The organism is Pseudomonas sp. TE36184, assembly GCF_054060055.1.
Genome location: NZ_JBSSCU010000001.1, coordinates 6,081,898 through 6,103,464, shown reverse-complemented (window position 1 = coordinate 6,103,464; position 21,567 = coordinate 6,081,898). Strand labels below are relative to the sequence as shown.

Annotated in this window: 19 protein-coding genes; 6 read left to right on the top strand and 13 right to left on the bottom strand. The window is 59.6% G+C overall.

Going from position 1 to position 21,567, the window contains the following annotated elements; genetic code table 11:
- The 9 genes from aruF to acs all read right to left on the bottom strand — a co-directional run bounded on the left by aruF (position 1) and on the right by acs (position 10,763).
- Positions 1 to 1,020 carry an arginine/ornithine succinyltransferase subunit alpha gene (gene aruF, locus ACVWZP_RS27670; protein ID WP_017849211.1) on the bottom strand — a complete coding sequence of 340 codons (1,020 nt, stop codon included), beginning with the start codon at positions 1,018 to 1,020 and terminating at the stop codon, positions 1 to 3.
- Between the two features lie 204 nt (positions 1,021 to 1,224).
- Positions 1,225 to 2,445 carry an aspartate aminotransferase family protein gene (locus ACVWZP_RS27665; RefSeq protein ID WP_046382325.1) on the bottom strand — a complete coding sequence of 407 codons (1,221 nt, stop codon included), beginning with the start codon at positions 2,443 to 2,445 and terminating at the stop codon, positions 1,225 to 1,227.
- 267 nt (positions 2,446 to 2,712) lie between these two features.
- The gene (locus tag ACVWZP_RS27660) at positions 2,713 to 3,693 is read right to left on the bottom strand and encodes a GlxA family transcriptional regulator (RefSeq protein WP_017849213.1); all 981 of its coding nucleotides are present in this window, start codon (positions 3,691 to 3,693) and stop codon (positions 2,713 to 2,715) included.
- A gap of 210 nt (positions 3,694 to 3,903) precedes the next feature.
- Positions 3,904 to 4,668, bottom strand: coding sequence for an ABC transporter ATP-binding protein (locus tag ACVWZP_RS27655; protein WP_046382323.1), 765 nt, complete (start codon positions 4,666 to 4,668; stop codon positions 3,904 to 3,906).
- A 27-nt stretch (positions 4,669 to 4,695) separates the two neighbouring features.
- Complete coding sequence (locus tag ACVWZP_RS27650) at positions 4,696 to 5,808, bottom strand: succinylglutamate desuccinylase/aspartoacylase family protein (protein WP_126587254.1); 1,113 nt, start codon at positions 5,806 to 5,808, stop codon at positions 4,696 to 4,698.
- 1 nt (position 5,809) lies between these two features.
- Positions 5,810 to 6,508 (bottom strand): ABC transporter permease, encoded by a 699-nt coding sequence (locus ACVWZP_RS27645; RefSeq protein WP_017849216.1) that lies wholly within the window; start codon positions 6,506 to 6,508, stop codon positions 5,810 to 5,812.
- Entirely contained in the window at positions 6,505 to 7,194 is a 690-nt protein-coding gene (locus ACVWZP_RS27640; RefSeq protein WP_010566615.1) for an ABC transporter permease, read from the bottom strand. Before ACVWZP_RS27640 ends, ACVWZP_RS27645 begins: the two co-directional genes overlap by 4 nt.
- A gap of 91 nt (positions 7,195 to 7,285) precedes the next feature.
- Entirely contained in the window at positions 7,286 to 8,071 is a 786-nt protein-coding gene (locus ACVWZP_RS27635) for an ABC transporter substrate-binding protein (protein ID WP_126587253.1), read from the bottom strand.
- A gap of 736 nt (positions 8,072 to 8,807) precedes the next feature.
- A complete protein-coding gene (gene acs / locus ACVWZP_RS27630; protein WP_017849218.1) occupies positions 8,808 to 10,763 on the bottom strand; it encodes an acetate--CoA ligase in 1,956 nt (651 codons plus the stop codon).
- 395 nt (positions 10,764 to 11,158) lie between these two features.
- On the opposite strand from acs, the gene ACVWZP_RS27625 reads away from it, so the two are divergent.
- Together ACVWZP_RS27625 and ACVWZP_RS27620 are read left to right on the top strand one after the other, a co-directional pair.
- Positions 11,159 to 11,428: a DUF2790 domain-containing protein gene (locus ACVWZP_RS27625; RefSeq protein ID WP_017849219.1), complete on the top strand. Its 270-nt coding sequence runs from the start codon at positions 11,159 to 11,161 to the stop codon at positions 11,426 to 11,428.
- A gap of 508 nt (positions 11,429 to 11,936) precedes the next feature.
- Positions 11,937 to 13,187 carry a ribonucleotide-diphosphate reductase subunit beta gene (locus ACVWZP_RS27620; protein WP_079444551.1) on the top strand — a complete coding sequence of 417 codons (1,251 nt, stop codon included), beginning with the start codon at positions 11,937 to 11,939 and terminating at the stop codon, positions 13,185 to 13,187.
- 186 nt (positions 13,188 to 13,373) lie between these two features.
- On the opposite strand, the gene ACVWZP_RS27615 is transcribed toward ACVWZP_RS27620, so the two are convergent.
- From ACVWZP_RS27615 to ACVWZP_RS27605, 3 genes are read right to left on the bottom strand one after another with little or no spacing between them, the layout of a single operon-like run.
- A complete protein-coding gene (locus tag ACVWZP_RS27615) occupies positions 13,374 to 14,375 on the bottom strand; it encodes an NAD(P)H-quinone oxidoreductase (protein WP_169886792.1) in 1,002 nt (333 codons plus the stop codon).
- Between the two features lie 2 nt (positions 14,376 to 14,377).
- A complete protein-coding gene (locus ACVWZP_RS27610) occupies positions 14,378 to 14,710 on the bottom strand; it encodes a carboxymuconolactone decarboxylase family protein (protein ID WP_017847243.1) in 333 nt (110 codons plus the stop codon).
- Between the two features lie 12 nt (positions 14,711 to 14,722).
- Complete coding sequence (locus ACVWZP_RS27605; RefSeq protein ID WP_017847242.1) at positions 14,723 to 16,159, bottom strand: NAD-dependent succinate-semialdehyde dehydrogenase; 1,437 nt, start codon at positions 16,157 to 16,159, stop codon at positions 14,723 to 14,725.
- Between the two features lie 305 nt (positions 16,160 to 16,464).
- Here ACVWZP_RS27605 and ACVWZP_RS27600 point away from each other — a divergent pair, with 305 nt between their 5' ends.
- The 4 genes from ACVWZP_RS27600 (at position 16,465) to ACVWZP_RS27585 (ending at position 20,003) form a co-directional block, all read left to right on the top strand.
- Positions 16,465 to 17,391 carry a LysR family transcriptional regulator gene (locus tag ACVWZP_RS27600; protein WP_046382319.1) on the top strand — a complete coding sequence of 309 codons (927 nt, stop codon included), beginning with the start codon at positions 16,465 to 16,467 and terminating at the stop codon, positions 17,389 to 17,391.
- 364 nt (positions 17,392 to 17,755) lie between these two features.
- Complete coding sequence (locus ACVWZP_RS27595; RefSeq protein ID WP_017847240.1) at positions 17,756 to 18,400, top strand: HAD-IB family hydrolase; 645 nt, start codon at positions 17,756 to 17,758, stop codon at positions 18,398 to 18,400.
- A 117-nt stretch (positions 18,401 to 18,517) separates the two neighbouring features.
- Positions 18,518 to 19,471, top strand: a complete 954-nt coding sequence (locus tag ACVWZP_RS27590; RefSeq protein ID WP_457370290.1) for a hypothetical protein — start codon at positions 18,518 to 18,520, stop codon at positions 19,469 to 19,471.
- A gap of 157 nt (positions 19,472 to 19,628) precedes the next feature.
- The gene (locus ACVWZP_RS27585; protein ID WP_301556530.1) at positions 19,629 to 20,003 is read left to right on the top strand and encodes a helix-turn-helix domain-containing protein; all 375 of its coding nucleotides are present in this window, start codon (positions 19,629 to 19,631) and stop codon (positions 20,001 to 20,003) included.
- A gap of 58 nt (positions 20,004 to 20,061) precedes the next feature.
- On the opposite strand, the gene ACVWZP_RS27580 is transcribed toward ACVWZP_RS27585, so the two are convergent.
- Positions 20,062 to 21,567 (bottom strand): amidase family protein, encoded by a 1,506-nt coding sequence (locus ACVWZP_RS27580; RefSeq protein WP_102617865.1) that lies wholly within the window; start codon positions 21,565 to 21,567, stop codon positions 20,062 to 20,064.

Sequence of the window (21,567 nt, the reverse complement as noted above, 5' to 3'; positions counted from 1 at the left end):
TTAAACCGCAACCAAACGCACGCTGGCGCCTTCGCCGACGCCCAGGGCTTCGGCCGCTTCCAGGTCCAGGGTCACCGGTTTGCCGGGCGCGTAGTCCAGCTCCAGCAGCACCGCGCGGTAATCCTGCAACTGCGCGTTGCTCACCAGGTACTGGCGGCCGACACCCTTGACCCTCTCGCCGATCTTCACCGGCACCACGCGGCTCTGGGCGATCGAGCGAATGCCCGAGACCCGCGCGTGCAGCGTCGGGCCGCCATCGAAGATGTCGATGTAGTGATCGGTCTCGAAGCCTTCGCGCATGAGGATGTCGAAGGTGATCTGCGCACGCGGATGCACCTGGCCCATGGCTTCCTGGGCTTCGTCCGGCAGCAGCGGCACGTAGATCGGGTAGTGCGGCATCAGCTCGGCGAGGAACGTGCGGCTTTTCAGCCCGCACAGGCGCTCGGCGGCGGCGTAGTTGAGGTCGAAGAAGTTGCGTCCGATGGCGTCCCAGAACGGCGAATCACCGTTCTCGTCGCTGTAGCCGACAATCTCGGTCACCACCGAGTCGGCGAAGCGCTCGGGATGGCTGGCGACGAACAACAGGCGGCCGCGGGAATTGAGTTCCGACCACGGCGAACCGACCAGCTCCGGCACCACGTAGAAGCTGGTGAGCAGGCTGTTGCCGGTGAGGTCGTGGCACTGGGAAAGCACGTGGATCTTGTTGTGGATCTTCAGCTCGCGGGAGGCGTGGACGAAGGTCTCGTTACGGAAGCTGTAGAACGGCTCCGAGTAGCCGGCCGAGGCGACGATGGCCGAACAGCCGACGAGCTTGCCGGTCTCGGTGTCTTCGAGCACGAAGAAATAGCTTTCTTCACCGTTGAAACTGACCTCGGCAGCGAAGGACGCTTCGCTGGCGGCGATCTTGTCGCTCAGGCGCTCCACATCGTCCGGCAAGGAGGTGACACCAATCGGGCTGTCCGCAGCCAGACGCTGCACCTCGCCCAGATCAGCCATTTGCGCGGGGCGCATCACCAGCATGGTGTCACTCCTTAACTCGAAAAACTCATAGGAAAAAGTACCGGACAGGTCAGGAACAACACATATCCAATGTGGGAGGGGCGGTGCGACGATTCGACTTGCCCCCGATAGCGGTGTATCAGTCACCAGATGTATCAACTGACAGACTGCTATCGGGGGCAAGCCCCCTCCCACATTTGACCCAGTCCGACAGATAAATGTGTATCAGGCTTGGGTCAGTGTTTTAACGGCACGTTCGAAGCGATCCAGACCTTCATTGATGTCCGCATCCTCCACCACCAGGCTCGGCGCGAAACGCACCACGTCGGGGCCGGCTTGCAGGATCATCAGGTTTTCTTTCTCGGCCGCGTTGAACACGTCCTTGGCCTTGCCTTTCCAGGCGTCGCTCAACACGCAACCGAGCAGCAGGCCGAGGCCGCGCACTTCGCTGAAGATCCCGTATTGTTTGCCGATCTGTTCCAGGCGGGCCTTGAACAGGTCGTGCTTGGCGTTGACGCCGGCCAGCACTTCAGGCGTGTTGATCACATCGATCACCGCCCCCGCCACCGCACACGCCAGCGGGTTGCCGCCGTAGGTGGTGCCGTGGGTGCCGACCACCAAGTGCTTGGCCAAGGCTTCCGTGGTGAGCATCGCGGCAATCGGGAAACCGCCGCCCAGGCTCTTGGCGCTGGTGAGAATGTCCGGCACCACACCGTAGTGCTGGTAGGCGAACAGGTGGCCGCTGCGGCCCATGCCGGTCTGCACTTCGTCGAACACCAGCAGCGCGTCGTGGGCGTCGCACAGTTCGCGGGCGCCTTGCAGGTAGGCCAGCTCGGCCGGCAGCACGCCGCCCTCGCCTTGCACCGGTTCCAGCACCACGGCGCAGGTCTTGTCCGACACGGCAGCTTTCAGCGCGGCCAGGTCATTGAACGGCACATGGGTGATACCGGTGATCTTCGGCCCGAAGCCGTCGGAGTACTTCGACTGGCCACCGACGTTGACGGTGAACAGGGTGCGGCCGTGGAAGCTGTTGAGGGCGGCGATGATCTCGTATTTCTCGCTGCCGAAGCGGTCGAACGCCACGCGACGGGCCAGCTTGAACGCAGCCTCGTTGGCTTCGGCGCCGGAGTTGCAGAAGAACACACGCTCGGCAAAAGTGGCGTCGATCAACTTGTGGGCCAGGCGCAGGGCCGGCTCATTGGTGAAGACGTTGGAGACGTGCCACAGCTTGTGGGCCTGTTCGGTCAACGCACCGACCAGCGCCGGGTGGGCATGGCCCAAAACATTGACCGCGATGCCGCCGGCAAAGTCGATCAGCTCGCGACCCGCCTGGTCCCACACGCGCGAACCTGCGCCGCGCACGGGAATGAATGCGGCAGGTGCGTAATTGGGCACCATGACCTGGTCGAAATCGGCACGTTGCACCGGGGCTTGCTCAACGGACATCGGAGTCTCCTGAAGAGGAACGCCTGCCTGGAACTGGCGGGCGATGCAGGGATTGTAAGGACAGTTTTCAGCGCGGCCTTGCCGCCAAGCGACAACTTCTTATAGCGCCAACCCGCGATTTTGGCGGGTTTACGCCAATGCGACAAATAGCATCGCAATGGCGCAGTTTAAACGCTACCGGGGCACAGCGGCAGGTGGTCGAGCAGGATAGGCGTAACTTGGCCGGCGGTCGGCTATCTATCTACCGCAGGGATCGCGCGGGTGAGATCAACCGCGTTCGGACGGCACCGACGACAACTCGAACGGGCTGCTGCTGCGTCGCTGGTTGCGGTCTTCGCGGGGGGTGGCGCCGAAGAAATTGCGGTAGGCGCTGGAGAAGTGCGGCCCCGAGGAGAAGCCGCAGGACAGGCCGATCTGGATGATCGACTTGCTGGTTTGCATCAGCATCTGGCGGGCCTTGTTCAGGCGCAGTTCCAGGTAATACTGGCTGGGGACGCGATTGAGGTATTGCTTGAAGATGCGTTCCAGTTGTCGTCGCGACACGCAGACATGCTGGGCGATTTCGTCGGTGGTCAGCGGTTCCTCAATGTTGGCCTCCATCAACAGCACCGCCTGGGTCAGCTTCGGATGGCTCGAGCCCAGGCGGTTTTGCAGAGGGATGCGCTGGCGCTCGCCGCCTTCGCGGATGCGTTCCACCACCAGTTCCTCGGACACCGCACCGGCCAGCTCGGCGCCGTGATCACGGGCCAGCACCGCCAGCAACAGGTCGAGTACCGACATGCCGCCACAGGCGGTCAGGCGATCGCGGTCCCAGTCGAACAGATGGCTGGTGGCGATGACCTTGGGGAAGCGCTCGGCGAAATCGTCCTGCCAGCGCCAATGCACGGCGGCACGGTAGCCGTCGAGCAGACCGAGATGAGCCAGCGGGTAGACACCGGCCGACAAGCCGCCGATCACACACCCGGCGCGCACCAGTTGCTTGAGCGCGGTGCTGAGCTGCGAAGCGATCGCGGTGGGCGGTTCGTCGGCCAGCAGGAACAGTTTCTGGAAGCCTTCGAGTTTGCCGGCCCACGGCCCGCCGGGCAGTTGCCAGGCGCCATCGGTCTGCGGTTCGGCCTGCAGAAACGACAGCTCATAAACCACCTCCGGATGCACCCGCTGAGCAACGCGCAAGGCCTCCTCAGCCAGCGCAAGCGTCAGTGCTTTTGTGCTGGGCCAAATCAGGAAACCAATTCGATGGGCAGTCATGGAGGGCTATCCGAAGCAAAAACAGTGAAAGAAGCCGTGGGCCAATGCTAGCCCGTAAACGAACACAAATCTCAAAAACGATGAACATCCAATGTGGGAGGGGCGGTGCGACGATTCGACTTGCCCCCGATAGCGGTGTATCAGTCACCAGATGTATCAACTGACAGACTGCTATCGGGGGCAAGCCCCCCTCCCACATAAAAGGAGTGGCTACTTCAAGCTGCCGGAGAGGAACTGCTGAAGCCGCTCGGACTGGGGATTGACCAGCACTTCACGCGGGTTGCCGCGTTCTTCGACGATGCCTTTGTGCAGGAATACCAACTGGTTGGACACTTCACGGGCAAAGCCCATTTCGTGGGTCACCACCACCATGGTGCGGCCTTCCTGGGCCAGGTCCTGCATGACTTTCAACACTTCGCCGACCAACTCCGGGTCCAGCGCCGAGGTGGGTTCGTCGAACAGCATCACCTCCGGCTCCATCGCCAGCGCACGGGCAATCGCCACGCGCTGTTGCTCGCCACCGGACATATGGCCGGGGAACGCATCCTTACGATGGCCCACGCCGACTTTGGCCAGGTAGTGCTCGGCCTTTTCCCGCGCGTCCTTTTTCGACATGCCCAGCACATGCACCGGGGCTTCCATCACGTTTTCCAGCGCGGTCATGTGCGACCACAGGTTGAAATGCTGGAACACCATGGACAGGCGCGAACGCATGCGTTGCAGCTGTTTCGGGTCGGCGGCCCGCAGGGCGCCGTCTTTGCCGGCCACCAGTTTCAGCTCTTCGTTATTGAGCAGGATCTTGCCGGCGTGGGGCTGCTCCAGCAGGTTGACGCAGCGCAAAAAGGTACTTTTGCCCGAACCGCTGGAACCGATGATGCTGATCACATCACCGGCCGCGGCGGCCAGGGACACGCCTTTGAGCACTTCATGACTGCCATAGCGTTTATGCAGGTCTTGGACTTCAAGCTTGTACATGCGGTCGGTTCTCACAAAAACAGGTGGTCAGTCGTTGAGCAAGCGCCCGTGACGCAGCGCTTCGCGCCCCGCCACCTTGGCCAGCCAGAAACCCGCTTGGGCATAACGTAGCCGTTCAACGGCAAACAGCACCCCAGAAGTGCCGGCGCAGATGATGCTCACGCGGTCTTCCAGAGGGTCGATCACTTCAAAAACCGGCTCGCCGGCGTCCACCCAGTCACCGGCTTTACGCAGGTAACTGATCACGCCAGCGTGGGGTGCAAACAGCAATTCGGTGCCTTCGAAGGGCACGCCTTCGCAGGGTTCGTGACGTGGCGCCGGCCACTCACCTTTAATCAGGCCCTGCTCGGCGAGGAACGCGAGGATGCCTTCGGCGTGGAAGATCGCTTCGTCGCGGCCGGTATCGGCCTGGCCGCCCAGTTCCAGGGTGGTCGCCAGGCACGCCAGCGGAATCTGCGCCTCGGGGAACGCCCGCGACACACGCAGCCAGGGCAGCGAGCAGGCTTCATCGAACGAGCTGCCGCCGGAGTCTTCCGCCAGCAGCCCGACTTTCACATTCAAATGCGCCGACAGCGACCGCCACTGCGGCCAATGCTGGGGCAGCGCGTACATGTGCAGCGCGGCTTCGGCGTCGCAATGCAGGTCGAGGACGATGTCTGCGCTGCAGGCGTGGCTCAGCAGCACCCGCTGCATGCCTTGCAACTGGCTGGCCGGCGCGGGCAGCGCGTCGAGCGTATCGTGCATCGCCTGGCGGATCACGCGCACGTTGGCATGGGGATCATCGCCGAGCTTGCCGTGCAGTTGTGCGATCAGCGGCTCGCTCAACTCGACGAAATCGCGGTTGAAATTCTTGCCGCTGCCAATCTCGAAACGCCCTTGATGGCTGCCTTGCAACAGCTGGCCCAGGCCCATCGGGTTGGCCACCGGCACCAACTCGATCACGCCGTTGAGCGCGCCTTGCTGTTCCAGTTCGGTCAGGCGCTTTTTCAGCTCCCACGCGGCACGCATCCCCGGCAGTTCATCGGCGTGCAGGCTGGCCTGGATGTAGGCCTTGCGCTCGCCGCTGCCGAAACGGAACACGCTCAGTTGGCGCTCGCAACCCAGGTGGCCCCAGGGCAACAGGTGATCGATACGTTCCATATCAGTGCTTCCGTGGAGCCAGGTAGCTCAGCCAGCGGCGCTCGGCCAACTTGAACAGGCGCACCAGGATGAAGGTCAGGCACAGGTAGAACGCGCCGGCGGTGATATACGCTTCGAACGGCAGGTAGAACTGTGCGTTCACCGTGCGCGCGGCGCCGGTGATGTCGATCAGGGTGACGATGGATGCCAGGCTGGTGGTCTGCAGCATCATGATCACTTCGTTGCTGTACTGCGGCAGCGCCCGGCGCAGGGCCGATGGCAGCAGGATGCGGCGGTACAGCTTGTAGCGCGACATGCCCATGGCCTTGGCCGCTTCGATCTCGCCGTTGGGGGTGGCCTTGAGGCTCCCGGCGATGATTTCGGCGGTGTAGGCACTGGTGTTGATCGCAAAGGCCAGGCACGCGCAGAACGTGGCGCTGGACAACAGCGGCCACAGGAAGCTCTCGCGCACCGCCTGGAACTGGGCTAGGCCGTAGTAGATCAAGAACAGCTGCACCAGCATCGGTGTGCCGCGGATCACATAGGTGTAGAGCCAGGCCGCGCCGTTGACGATCGGCTGCTTGGACACCCGCATCAAGCCCAGGGGCAAGGCGGCGAGCAGGCCGAAGAACAGCGAAATGGCGAGCAGTTTCAGGGTGGTCAGCAAGCCGCCGAGGTACAGCGGCATGGCGTCCCAGATGACGTTGTAGTCGAAGATCATAGATCAGCCGCCCTTACGCCTACCGAGTAGCGCTTCTCAAGATGACGCAAGGCCAGCAACGATACGCTGGTGATCACCAGGTACATCGCCGCCACTGCGAGGAAGAAGGTAAAAGGCTCGCGGGTGGCATCCGCCGCCTGCTTGGCCTTGAACATCATGTCTTGCAGGCCCACCACCGAAATCAGCGCGGTGGCCTTGGTCAGGACCAGCCAGTTGTTGGTAAACCCGGGGATCGCCAGCCGGATCATCTGCGGCACCATCACCCGGAAAAACACCTGGAAAGGGCTCATGCCATACGCCAGGCCGGCTTCGGCCTGGCCCTTGGGGATGGCCATGAAGGCGCCGCGGAAGGTTTCCGACAGGTAGGCGCCAAAGATGAAACCCAGGGTGCCGATACCGGCGGCCAAGGGGTTCAAGTCGATATAGTCGTCATAGCCGAGCATCGGCGCGACGCGGTTGAGCAGGTCCTGACCGCCGTAGAAAATCAGCAGGATCAGCACCAGGTCGGGAATCCCACGGATCACCGTGGAGTACAAGTCACCCAGCCAGGCCAACCAGCGCACCGGCGACAGGCGTAACGCGACCCCGATCAGACCCAGAACGATGGCCAAGGCCATGGACGACAAGGCGAGCTGAAGCGTCAACCATGCGCCATCGAGGATGACGGCCCCGTAGCCTTTCAACATGATTCAGGTCCTCGAAAAGGGGGATGAAAAAATGGCGCAAACCTCAGGAATTCTGTTGCTTGCGCCATTCTGGACAGACCGCTGCGACGATTTACTTGGCGTCTGGGCCGTAAATATCGAAGTTGAAGTACTTGTCCTGGATAGCCTTGTACTTGCCGTTGGCACGAATCGCAGCGATCGCAGCGTTGATGCGGTCCAGGTTTTCCTTGTCGCCTTTACGTACCGCGATACCGATGCCATCGCCGAAGTATTTGCTATCGGTAAAGGCTGGGCCGGTGAACGCGTAGCCTTTACCCGCAGCCGTATCGAGGAAACCTTCCTGCAACAGGGTGGCGTCAGCCACGGTGCCGTCGAGGCGACCGGCTTCCACGTCCAGGTAGATTTCGTTCTGCGAGCTGTAAGGAACAACCGTGGCACCTTTAGGCGCCAGTACTTCCTTGGCGAAACGGTCGTGGATCGAACCGCGCTGCACGCCGATCTTCTTGCCTTTCAACTCATCCAGGCTGTCGCTGACGGTCGTGCCTTCCTTCAACACCAGGCGCGCCGGGGTCAGGTAGTAGCGGTTGGTGAAGTCCACGGACTTCTTGCGGTCGTCGGTGATGGACATGGACGACAGGATCGCGTCGATCTTGCGCACTTTCAGCGCGGGGATCAGGCCGTCGAACTCTTGCTCGACCCAAGTACACTTGACCTTCATCTCTTCGCACAGAGCGTTGCCGATGTCGTAGTCAAAACCGACGATGTTGCCATCCGGCGCCTTCGAGGCAAACGGAGGGTATGCCGCTTCGATACCAATTTTCAGAGGCTTGCCTTCAGCGAAAGCCTGCATGGACAGCACGGACAGCGCCAGGGCGCCCAACAGCACGAGTTTCTTCATCTTGGGACTCCATCGGTATAGGGCAAAACAGCAGTATGAGCCATGGCCCACGATGCGACTGAGTGAAACCGAATAGCGGTGCTGCGTCCTACGCCGATTCAACAGCGGCGACGACGAGCGAGTGATCGGCATTCTAACGACAGGCCGGAAGCCGATATTTCCTCAATGCGACAACAATTTACAGAAGCACCGAGAAAGCGGTTCCAGCACATTGACAGTCCCTGTTTTTTATGCAGAGACAAAAGATATTAAACCTGTTGATACTGCAAATAGCGGGCCTATTATTCGCAAACCCTTCTAGCACGGCAAGTCTGGCGTTTAATCTAATACTGGGAGCTGTCTAAAACGCGGCTTTTCGGTGCAAACCCGTAGCACTTTGCCTCATGTTCGGGCGAAGGGTTACACATTTGCGCCGCTCGGTAACATTCAGAAACGTCCTGACGAAGAAGTCGATATTTATTGGCCTGGGGTTATGCAGATCCATGTGGGAGGGGCGGTGCGACGATTCGACTTGCCCCCGATGGCGGTCTTCAGCCAACTGATCAGTGACTGATCCACCGCCATCGGGGGCAAGCCCCCTCCCACATGGGATCTTCAGTGGCTTTGAGAGACCACAAACATGGGATCTTCAGTGGCTTTGAGAGACCACAAACATGGGATCTTCAGTGGTTTTGAGAGACCACAAAAAAGCCCCACCCGGCTCACGCCGAATGGGGCTCTGTCCCACCTACCCGTCTTACGCGACGTTCATGGTCTTGTGGGTCTCAATCAAATGCGCCACCACACTTGGGTCGGCCAGGGTGGAGATATCGCCCAAGCCATCGTACTCAGCCGTGGCAATCTTGCGCAGGATACGTCGCATGATTTTGCCCGACCGCGTCTTCGGCAAGCCCGGTGCCCACTGGATCACGTCCGGCGAAGCGATCGGCCCGATTTCCTTGCGCACCCAGTTCTTCAGTTCCAGGCGCAGCGCTTCGGTCGGCTCTTCACCATTTTTCAGGGTGACATACACATAGATGCCCTGGCCTTTGATGTCGTGCGGCACACCCACCACCGCCGCTTCGGCGACTTTCGGGTGGGCGACCATGGCGCTTTCGATCTCGGCGGTCCCCATACGGTGGCCGGACACGTTCAACACGTCATCCACACGGCCGGTGATCCACCAGTAGCCATCTTCATCGCGACGGGCGCCGTCACCGGTGAAGTACATGCCCCGGAAGGTCTTGAAGTAGGTATCGACGAAACGGTCATGGTCGCCGTACAGGGTACGGGCCTGGCCTGGCCACGAATCGAGGATCACCAGGTTGCCTTCGGCAGGGCCTTCGATGATGTTGCCCAGGTTATCCACCAAGGCCGGCACCACGCCGAAGAACGGCCGTGCCGCCGAACCTGGCTTGAGCGCATGGGCACCCGGCAGCGGGCTCATCAGGGTGGCGCCGGTCTCGGTCTGCCACCAGGTATCGACGATCGGGCAACGGGATTGGCCGACGTTCTTGTAGTACCAGTCCCACGCTTCAGGGTTGATCGGCTCACCCACCGAACCCAGTAGGCGCAAGCTGCTGCCATCAACGCCTTCGCAGGCGGCGGTGCCGGAAGCCATCATCGCGCGGATCGCCGTCGGCGCGGTGTAGAGAACATTGACCTTGTGCTTGTCGACGATCTTGCCCACCCGAGTGATGTCCGGGTAGTTAGGCACGCCTTCGAACATCAGCGTGGTCGCGCCATTGGCCAGTGGCCCGTAGACGATATAGGTGTGGCCGGTGATCCAGCCGACGTCGGCGGTACACCAGAAGATTTCGCCCGGGCGGTAGTCGAACACGCGCTCATGGGTCAGGGCCGCATACAACAAGTAGCCGCCAGTGGTGTGCTGCACGCCTTTAGGCTTGCCGGTGGAGCCGGAGGTATAAAGGATGAACAGCGCTTCTTCGGCGCCCATCTCTTTCGGCGCGCACACGGTGCCCGCCACCTTCATCAGGTCTTCGTACCAGATGTCACGATGCTGGTTCCACTTGATGCTGCCACTGGTGCGCTTGCACACGATGACTTTCTGGACGCTGTTGGTTTCCGGGTTGGTCAGAGCGTCGTCGACGTTGGCCTTCAACGGAATCTTCTTACCGGCGCGCACACCTTCGTCGGCGGTGATCACCACTTTCGACTTACAGTCGATGATGCGACCGGCCAAGGCCTCCGGCGAGAAGCCGCCAAACACCACCGAGTGGATCGCACCGATGCGGGCACAGGCCAGCATGGCGACCGCAGCTTCGGGGATCATCGGCATATAAATAGTCACCACGTCGCCGCGGTGTATGTCCTGGCCACGCAGGGCGTTGGCAAACTTGCAGACTTGTTCGTGCAACTCGCGGTAGGTGATGGTGCGGCTGTCGGCAGGGTCATCGCCCTCCCAGATGATCGCCGCCTGGTCGCCGCGCTCGGCGAGGTGACGGTCCAGGCAGTTGTAGGAAACGTTCAAGGTGCCGTCGGCAAACCACTTGATGTCGACATGGTGATCGTCGAATGAGGTCTGCTTCACCGTGGTGAAAGGCTTGATCCAGTCAAGACGCTTGGCTTGCTCACGCCAGAAACCATCGGGGTTGACCACCGACTGCTGGTACATGGCCTTGTAGGTCGCCTCGTCAGTCAGCGTGTTGGCTACTGTTTCGGGGCGAACGGGGTACAGGGAAGCCGCACTCATCTTTCTTACCTCGGTGAAATAGTTGTTTTTGTATGACCCCAGTTGTAGCCGGGGTCAGCCTATAGAACCATTCGACGATGGTAGTAACAAGACCCTACAAATTGCCCTGCTATCTCCTTCCCCCCTCTGGCCCGTAGCCTGCGGCGCTTGGCGGACACGTAAAAAAACCTGCGCCGGGGGATTGTTACAAAAACCACCAATAGTGTTTATCAAAAGCACGGGTATATGAATATAACCCGCAGGCCTAAAATCGACTTCGCCAACAAGGCAACCAGATTAACAACGTAACAGCCCCCACGAAGGCACGTTAATCGGAAGTAAACACCCCTAAGTTACACACGAGGCCTCCAAAGGGCCCCGTGCCCCCTTTCGCACTGAAGAAGGTAAAAAGAGAAATGAAAGCTTTATTAGTTATGGCCCTCAGCAGCTTGTGCGCCACCGCCGCCCTGGCCGAGGAAGCCCCGACTGACGTAGCCGGCCAGAACGCCCCGATTGTTGAAGACTACACCTACAGCACTCACCTGGACGTCGCCAAAGTAGTCTCCATGAGCACCATTCCAGATGTATGCGAAGTCGTACCGGTAAAAATGGAATATGAAGACTCCAAAGGTCAGCGCCACATTCTTAACTACCATGTGATGGGTAACGGTTGCTCTAACGGATAAGAACTTCGTTAGTTCACATTGACCGTGATCTTATTCGCCGCAAGAAATTGTTCTTGCGGCCAAAAACCCGCCTCCCGCTCCCCCGCTCAAAAAACCTCGCCAGCCCCTGCAATAAATAGCCCACCGTCCGTCAAAAAATCCTCCGGCACCAACCCCCTGTAAACCCTCGCTCTGGCTCGAATACCAGGCGTTTTGTCAGCAATCCGAGCGCATCTGCCACAACACAAAGCCGTTTTTTTCCCTATAATGCGCGGGTAAATCGGGCCTGCAATATCCCTTTACACTGGGATGAAGAGCCGACCTGAGGCCTCCGCAGGAGCATGCATCTATCGCTCCGCCCCTCAAGCCTCACGCAGAGCACCCGTTCACCCCATTGCGTTTAATGCCTGCGCTAGCTGTTGCAACAAACGATTCCTTAAGATCCACCGCGGCCCGAGGGCCGTGTGAACCCCCAACCATCCGGTTTCACACGGGCACCTTCGAGCCCTCACGCAGGAGACGACACGTCATGCTGAGCTGGGACGAATTCGACAAAGAAGAAGACGGCGAAGTCGCCGTCAAAGGCGCCAACGCCGGCCACGCCACCGAAGCCAACATGGACCGCCTCGACGGTGCCGGCGCCGCTGCCGCCATCGAAGCCCGCGCCGTCACCGCCAACGACTCCGCCGCGATCATCCGCGCCAAGGCTGCCCTCGACAAACTCGACATCGCCGAAGGCCTCGCCGAGCTCGAAGGCGCCTCCGCCCGCGTCGCTGTCGACGAAAAGCGCATGATCAACTGCCGCGCCGACCTCAACCAGCTCGTGCCCTTCAAGTACGACTGGGCCTGGCAGAAATACCTCGACGGCTGCGCCAACCACTGGATGCCGCAAGAGGTCAACATGACCGCCGACATCGCGCTGTGGAAAAACCCCGAAGGCCTGACCGACGACGAACGCCGCATCGTCATGCGCAACCTCGGCTTCTTCTCCACCGCCGACTCGCTGGTCGCCAACAACCTGGTCCTGGCCGTGTACCGCCTGATCACCAACCCGGAGTGCCGCCAGTACATCCTGCGCCAGGCCTTCGAAGAGGCGATCCACACCCACGCCTACCAGTACTGCATCGAATCGCTGGCCATGGATGAAGGCGAAATCTTCAACATGTACCACGAGATCCCATCGGTCGCGAAAAAAGCCGCCTGGGGCCTGAAATACACGCGCTCCATCTCCGACCCGAAATTCGAAACCGGCACCGTCGACACCGACAAAGAACTGCTGCGCAACCTGGTGGCCTACTACTGCGTATTGGAAGGCATCTTCTTCTATTGCGGCTTCACCCAGATCCTCTCCATGGGCCGCCGCAACAAAATGACCGGCGTGGCCGAGCAGTTCCAGTACATCCTGCGCGACGAGTCGATGCACCTGAACTTCGGCATCGACGTGATCAACCAGATCAAAATCGAAAACCCACACCTGTGGGACGCCGAGATGAAGGAAGAAGCGACCCAGATGATCCTGCAAGGGACCCAGCTGGAGATCGAATACGCGCGCGACACCATGCCACGCGGTGTACTTGGCATGAACGCGGCGATGATGGAGGACTACCTCAAGTTCATCGCTAACCGTCGTCTGTCGCAGATCGGTTTGAAGGAAGAGTATCCAGGGACAACGAATCCGTTCCCATGGATGAGCGAGATCATGGACTTGAAGAAAGAGAAGAATTTCTTTGAGACCCGTGTGATCGAGTACCAGACTGGCGGTGCGTTGAGCTGGGATTGATTTTAACGGTACAAAGGAGCTGCCCATTGGCAGCTCTTTTTTTGTAAAAAACTCAGTGATTTGGAATCAGCAGATGGATTACCTGTAATCCGGCCAAATCCCCTTCAAAACGCCAGCATCAAGGGTGACGGTGCCCGCAAATTTGTGCCAACGAAGCCTCTATGCCACCCCCTTTGGCCCTCGCACTTAAACCAAGTCCGCAGGCTGCATCGTCAGGATGATTTTTCCAACGTTTTCAGACGACTCCATTCGGCGATGGGCATCGGCCGCGCGTGACAGCGGGAAAGTACTGTCGACGACCGGCTCCAAACTTCCAGCGCCATCGAAGCGATCAAGCCAATACTCGCGAAAGCGCTTGATCATGTCGTGCTTCTCCGGCTGTGTACGCGACTTCATGACTGTACCGATGATTTGCAAGTGACGGTAAAGAATGTGTTCCAGTTCTACGCTCACCTTACCGCCTCCGCCCAGGATACCGACCTGAACAAGTCGGCCGCCATGAGCGAGAGAAGCGATGTTGCGTGCAAAGTAGGGCTCGCCAATGAAATCGATGACGACATCAACGCCTCGACCATTGGTTTTGGCTGCGATGACTTCAGCAAAATCCTGCGTCTTGTAATCAATGGCAATATCCGCGCCTAAATGCTCGACACGCGCCAGCTTGCTGCCCTCGGTTGTCGCATACACCGTCGCCCCGGTGGCGTAGGCCAGTTGAACGGCGGCAGATCCCACACCGCCTGCGGCGGCGTGGATCAATACCGAGTCGCCGGACTTGAGCCGAGCCAGGTGCATCATCGCTTCATGGGCCGTGACGAAGACCTCGGGAATAGCCGCGGCATGCACATAGTCCAGCTGCGCAGGGATATGCATGGCCATGCGGTAATCGATACGCGCAAGCTCGGCATAGGCCCCACCTCCGACGACCCCCATCACTCGATCTCCAACCTCGAAACCCGCGACCAAATCACCTTTGCCAATCACCTCACCGGCGATCTCCAGCCCGATGATCAGCGAGTCACCGAAATTCGGATGGCCGTAGCCACCCGTTCGATGTGTCAGGTCCGCACGGTTCACGCCAGCGGCATAGACACGTACCAGCAAGTCGGTTGGGCGCAGTTGTGGATTGGGAGCATCTGCCAGTTCAAGTACGTCCGCCGCGCCGAATGCTCTGATGCTGATGGCTTTCATGATCAGTTTTTCTCCGGTTCGGTAAACGTGGCATTAGCGATAGCAGAGGCGGTAATGGCGCCTGGAAAGCCTACGTAGAACGCCAGGTGAGTGATCGCGGCGGCGATTTCGTCATGGGTCACCCCGTTGCTCAGCGCCCGTCGCAGATGCGCGGGCAACTCTTCAGAGTGACCACCGGCAATCAATGCGGCCACTGTGATCAGGCTGCGGTCGCGTGGGGACAATGCCGGATCGCTCCAGATCTGCGGATACAGCGTCGAATCAACGAATTGCGACAGCTTTGGGGTAAACGCCCGGGCCGCTTCACGAGGACTGCTGAAGTTGAGATTGGACATGATGCTGTCTCCTTAAACCTGGCTGATGAATTTGTGGGTGAGGTAGTGCTCGATGCCTTCAATGCCACCTTCCGAACCGTGGCCGCTTTCTTTCATGCCGCCGAAGGGAAGTTCTGTGGCGACGATGCGGTATTGGTTGATCCCGATCATCCCGGCCTCTAACCCGTCAGCGACGTCAATGGCCGTTCGAGCACTCGACGTGAACGCGTAGGCTGAAAGCCCGTAAGGCAGACGATTGGCCTCCTTCAAACCATCAGCCAAGTGATCGAATGGCATCAGCACGGCGATAGGCCCGAAGGGTTCTTCATGCATGACTCGGGCATGCATAGGCACGTCCGCCAACACGGTGGGCTCAAAAAAGTAGCCGCTGCATTCCAGGCGTTTACCACCGGCCAACACGCGTGCGCCTTTGGCAACCGCATCTGCCACCAGCTCTTCCATCTTGGCCAACTGCCGTGGATTGGCGAGCGGCCCAACCTGGGTGCCGGGCGTCAGGCCATCGCCAATGTTCAACGCGAGGGTGGCCGTCACAAAGTGCTCAACAAACGTTTTATAGACGCCACGCTGAATCAGAAAGCGCGTTGACGAGATGCAGACTTGGCCAGTCCCGCGGAACCGATTGGCAACGCCTTCGACGGCTGCTTTTTCGATTTCTGCGTCATCGAATACCAGCACCGGCCCGTGTCCTCCCAGTTCAAGGGTGATGGGCTTGACGCCCTCGGCAGCACGAGCGGATAGCAGCCGACCGATGGGAACCGAACCGGTAAAGGTCACCTTGCGAATAATGGGAGAAGCGATCAGGTGGCTGGAAACTTGGTCCGGCACACCAAAGACCACTTGCAACACGCCTTTAGGCAATCCTGCATCGTCGAGAGCACGCGCCAGGGCCAGCGCGGTGGAGGGGCTTTCTTCCCCTGGCTTGAGGATGACACTGCAACCTGCGGCCAAGGCTGCCGAGAGCTTGCGGGCGGGCGTAATGGCCGGGAAATTCCAGGGCGTGAACGCAGCGACCGGGCCGATGGCTTGGCGTTTTACCATTTGCAGCACACCGGGACGATTGGCCGGGACTACACGCCCATCGATACGGCGCGCGCTTTCGGCAAACCACTCGAAGTACTCAGCCGCACGCGTGACCTCATCCAGGCTTTCCGCAAGCGGTTTGCCTTCTTCCAGCGTCATTTGCTCGGCGATGTGTGGGGCCCGTTCCAGGATGAGATCGGCAGCGCGTTTGAGAATTTTTGCGCGCTTGTCGGGTACGGTCTGGCGCCATTGTTCAAAGCTCTGTTGAGTCACTTCGAGCGCGTGATCGAGGTCGCCTGCGGTGGCGAGTGGAACACGCCCGATCTCACGTGCGGTTGCGGGGTTGACGACAGCGGCGGTCGCGCGGCCTTCGGCACTGATCCATTCACCACCGATAAAGAGATAAAGCGGGTCGTAAGACGTGTTCATGAGGTTGCCCTTCGGTTGGTTTATCAACAAGTTCGTACAAGACTCAGCGCCTGGGTTGCCGTGTTCAGGCGCCCTGTGCAACCAAGTCTATGGAGTACGAACCGTTTGATTTAGCCGACCAGAAGGGAATCATTGTTGTGCCTGGAGGTAATATCGAGCACCGCCAGGAGTGTGTAGCATCTGCAAATACCGCCCACGTCATGCGGCAATGACAACCTGGCTCGTCGCTCCAGGCTTGATTGTTTTTTGGGGTGGGGACTTCTGCAGTGAAGAACGTTTGCAATCAGATCGACAGGTAGAGTTGGATGGATAAGCTTACGAACATGTCCGTGTACGTCAAAGTTGTTGAGATGGGCAGTTTTACTGCGGTGGCTAATCATCTGGACTCTACGGTCGGCAATGTCTCGCGTGCGGTTTCCGCGCTTGAAAACGTGCTCGACGCCCGCCTGTTACAGCGCTCGACCCGCCGCCTTTCGGTGACAGACGCTGGCCGGCGCTTTTATGAGCGCTGTACCAAAATTCTGGCAGACCTTGAAAATGCAGAAGCCGAAGCAAGCAACGCCGCGCTGAAACCCAGGGGGACGTTGCGTGTGCATTGTGTGCCGGGGCTAGCACGGCAGTTGGTTACTTCGGCCGTGCTGGATTACCGCCGGGAATTCCCCGATGTCACCGTGGACTTAATGCTTTCTCAGCGAATGCCTAACCTCCTGGAAGACCAGCTGGACGTCTCGATTCTGATTGCCCGAACGCTGCCAGATTCAGCGTATGTCAGCCAAAAGATCGGCATCAGCCATTGTGTGCTAGTGGCGTCTCCAGCATATCTGGAGCAACACGCTGCCCCTGTAACGCCAGAAGATCTCAGCGATCATCAGTGTTTGCTGTTGGGCACCGTCGATTATGTGCGGGATGAATGGCAATTAAAGAGCAAGACCGGGGATGCGCTATTTACCCCCAAGGGCCCGAGTTTCAGCGTCAATGATATGGACGCAATGGCAGTCGCCATTCGAGAAGGAGCAGGCATAGGTTTGCTGGCCGGTTTTTCAGCCATTGAGGACTTGCGTTCAGGCCGGCTCGTGCGTGTTTTGCCCGAGTACCATACCTACGAGCGTAATGTTTACGCCGTCTACACATCACGTCAGTTCATCGATGCAAAAGTTACTCGATTCATCGATACGTTAAAAAATCGGGTCGGTACTGAGCTGATGATGACCGCTCAGGAGCTCATCGCTTGAAGGACGCCAACTAAGGCCCGACGGGGAGGCTGTATCAGGATGGGTGTCTTCCTCATTTCGAGGCATTTCGAAACAGAAGACGCTAAAGACCATCAGGCGGGCTAAGGTTCGGTCATACCACTTGAAGTGTTTGTTTTGCCATTTTTTGCAGTCCATCACGAAGGGTTCGGATCGCATCACCAATGCTGTAGCCTTGTCCGCCAATTGCTATCAGCGCTGTCACCGCTCGAGTGACCGGGATGAATTCACCGCCGGGCTCTACTCGACAATCGGCCGATTGATACAGGAGTAAACTCTTGCGGTCACAGCTGATGCATTCTCAATCAATACTAGCCAGGACCGAGGCCACCCCGTGAACCCAGATATGCTCGAAGCCGGCCCCGTGGATGCCAAAGTACTTTCCGTCTTTGACTTCGACGGCACCCTGACCCATCACGACAGTTTCGTGCCCTTCCTCAAGTTTGCCTTTGGCGCCGGCGAGTTCTATGGCCGGATGGTCAAGCTGGCGGTGCCTGGGCTGCGGTTTCTGGTGCGGCAGATCAGCCGGGACGAGTTGAAGGCGCAGTTGATCCGCACCTTTATGACCGGGGTGGAGAAGGCGTGGGTGCAGCAGAAGGCCGAGGAGTACTGCCAGCGCAGTTGGGCGCGGTTGATGCGGCCGGCGGGGGTGTTGTCGGTGGAGCAGGAACTGGGCTCGGGGGCGGTGGTGACGTTGTGTTCGGCGTCGCCGGCGTTGGTGTTGCAGCCGTTTGCCGATCGGCTTGGGATCAAGTTGATCGGGACCGAACTTGAGGTGGTCGACGGCGTGTTGACCGGCAAGCTCACCGGGAACAACTGCCGGTGCGAGAACAAGGTGCTGCGGCTTGAAGCGGTGTATGGCGACCTGGGGGAGTATCGGCTCAGGGCCTGGGGCGATACGCGTGGGGACCGGGAGTTGTTGGCGGCGGCGCAGGACGCGCATTTTCGGCATTTTCATGGGAAGAAGCAGCAGGCCAGGTTGCAGCGCTGATAGGGGCGGTGGGGGATGCCATCGCAGCCTCGCTGGGATACGCGAGGTTGCGGTTTCCTAGCGACATCTGCGTAATATCCGGCTATCAATAGCCAAACCTCTCACGGACCCGAGCCCATGAAATTCGACACGGCCTACAGCCTGAGTCTCGACGACAAGCTGTCGATCTACGACGTGCGAGAGTTGAATTTCGACGAAACCGACGCCTACGACTCCGACACGGACCGTTTCCTCTGCCCCAACGACACATGCCGCGCGGCCTTTGACGCAGGCAATGTGCTGAGCACATTCAACGCAAAAAACGTCAACTACCGACGCACCCCGCATTTCAAGAACACCCCAGGCACCCGGCACATCGAGGGTTGCCGTTACGCCAGCAGCCACAAGCCTGCCACGGGCGAAAGTGAGGACGAGCGCGAGGAACACTTCCCATCGGAATTCGTCCTGACCCGGCGCACCTACCCGCGTAAAACCCCGCAGGCCGGCACTGACGGGCAAGTCCCACAAGCCCCGGCGAAGCCCCCTTCAACCCGCACCAGCGCGTCTGTCGGCGCCAACGACACCACCCCGGATAAAACCAGCGTGTTCGCACACCCGGTGGAATGTTATGTGTCGAACCTCGACGACAAGGACAAGCTCAAGGCGATGCCCTTGAAGATCGGCGACCATACCGCGACGTACTGGACGTTTTTCAAGAAGATCGAGTACCTGCAGGACAATCAGGGCCTGATCTACTGGGGCCGGATCAAAGCGATCAAGGACTACACCAGCAGCTTTCGCATCGACTTCGAAAAGAAGGTATGGCTCGACAAGAAGCCCTACTCGGTCAACGTCTACCTGAGCAAGAAACTCATCGAGAATTACCGCAAGCGCACAGCGTTCCTCGAGCAGATCAAGGCCGCGGCCAGCAGCGCACGGCCGTTATATTGCTTCTTTTACGGGGTGACGCCGACACTTAGACAGGTGCCCAGCAAGAAAAACCCCGAGCAGACGTTTGGGGTGTTCAGCGCCGATATCGAGAATCTGGATCATTTGATTATTCGCGAAGTGCCGGCGGCTGAGGCGGGTTAGCCGAGACCGTGCCCGACCTCGCACACGAATACCCTCGTGCAAGCCTCAAAATAGAACGGTGTCGGCGCCGGAGAACATTCCAGTTGATGAGCGGTCAAAACAACTGTACAAAAACACAGTATAGTTTGTCCTCCCCGTCGAACCCTGGAGACACCCCATGTCCTCTCTGGCAATGAGCTCTTTCGTAGAACAGCAGATCGTCCTGCATCAATTCACCGCCAAGCACAGCGTGCAGGCCCGCGTCATGCTCGGCTGGAGCCGCGAAGAGCTGTCGCGCCAGGCCGGTGTGACGGTGGATGCGATTCAACGGTTTGAAACCCAGGGCATCGTGGAGGACGACGTGCGCCTGACCCTGGCGTTTCGCCTGGAAGCCGAGGGGTTGGCGTTTTTCCCGGGGTTTGCGCCTGGCTGGGGGATGCGTGCGCGCAAGTTGGGAGCCGCCGCAACGGAACCCGCTGCACAAAACATCCTGTCTCGATTGATGGGTTCAACAGCGACGTCAATTGATTCACCAACCCCGCAGGCGCAGTAAGGCGCTGAGTGCGAACCCCAACGTTGGCCACGCCAGGGTGTGAACATTGCCTGACGGCTTAGAGGCTGGGCTTGGCGACCTTCTGTGCCGCCTGCTCATAGCCATGGCCCACAGCAAGCAGTGTGGGTTCAGACCCACGGGCACCAAAGAAGTACGCACTGGTCGGCACGCCGTCCTCATTCTTCCCGGATGGCACGCTGATCCCTGGGTAGCCGGCCACCGCAACCGCGAAGTAGCTGTTCGTATCAAAGTCCGACACCATGGCGTCGAGGTTTTCCCGCGCGATCAGCTCATCCACCGTGCCACGAAAATCCTCGATCATTGCGTCCCATAACGGCTGGCGCTCATCGGCTGTGAGGGTGGACGCGTTGATCTCCTTGAGTGTCGGTTGGTGATCGGTGTCGGTGCCATCGCGCTTTTCATTGAATGCGATCAACTCGGACACCGACTTGACCGGCAACCCCTCGCGCTTGGCCAGGTAGTCGTTCAACTCATCCTTCACATCGGCGTACAAGAGTTCGCCATAGCGTGATGCGTCGGCCAAGCGCATATCGACCGGCACCAGAACCGCGCCTTGCGCGCGAAGCACTTCAAGCGTCTTGCGAAATTGCGGACTGTTGTCCACCGGTAAGCTTTCGCCATTCGCGGAAAAGGTCACGGGATAGCCGATACGTTTGTCCTGCAACGCACCGGGCTTGAGCAACGCGGTGTAATCAATCCCTTGGGGCGCATCCACACTGGCGGCATCATGAGGGTCCCTGCCCGACATCGCGTTAAGCATCAACGCAGCATCAAACACCGAACGCGTCATCGGGCCCGGCGTGTCCTGCCGATGGCTGGCTGGAATGATGCCGCTGCGGCTCAACAAACCCACGCCGGGCTTGAAACCGACCACCCCGTTGAACGCCGCCGGCACGATGATCGAGCCATTGGTCTCGGTGCCCACCGCCAAGGGGGCGAAGCCTGCGGCGACCGCGGCGGCCGACCCCGAACTCGAACCACCCACCTCTGCGCCCGCTTGATGCGGGTTACGCGTCTGCCCGCCCCGCCCACTCGAACCATCGGGGCCACCGCGAAAGCCCGCCAGTTCAGTCAGGTTGGTTTTACCCAGGATCACGGCCCCCTGCTCGCGCAAGCGCTCGACGATGAAGGCATCCTTGGGCGCCGCACTGCCCACCAAGCCAAAGGCGCCAGCGCTGGTTTGCTGGGTATCTCCCGTCTCGATAGTGTCCTTGAGTAACACGGGAATGCCATGCAGCGGGCCACGCACCTTGCCATTGGCGCGCTCCAGATCGAGCTCGCGGGCGATCTGCAAGGCCTCGGGGTTCAGTTCAATGATCGAGCTCAATTTGGGGTCCAGCTTATGAATGCGCTCCTGCAGGTAACTGACCAGATTCGCCGAAGTGAGCCCACCCGGTCGGGCCATTTGCTCGCCGAGCTCACGCACACTGGCGTATTCCGTTCCCGGGGGAACCGGCGCTGAAGCCCCCGATGAAGACTGCGCAGGCAGCACTCGCTGCACCTGGTGAACAAACACACCCATGCCATAACCAATACCCAACAT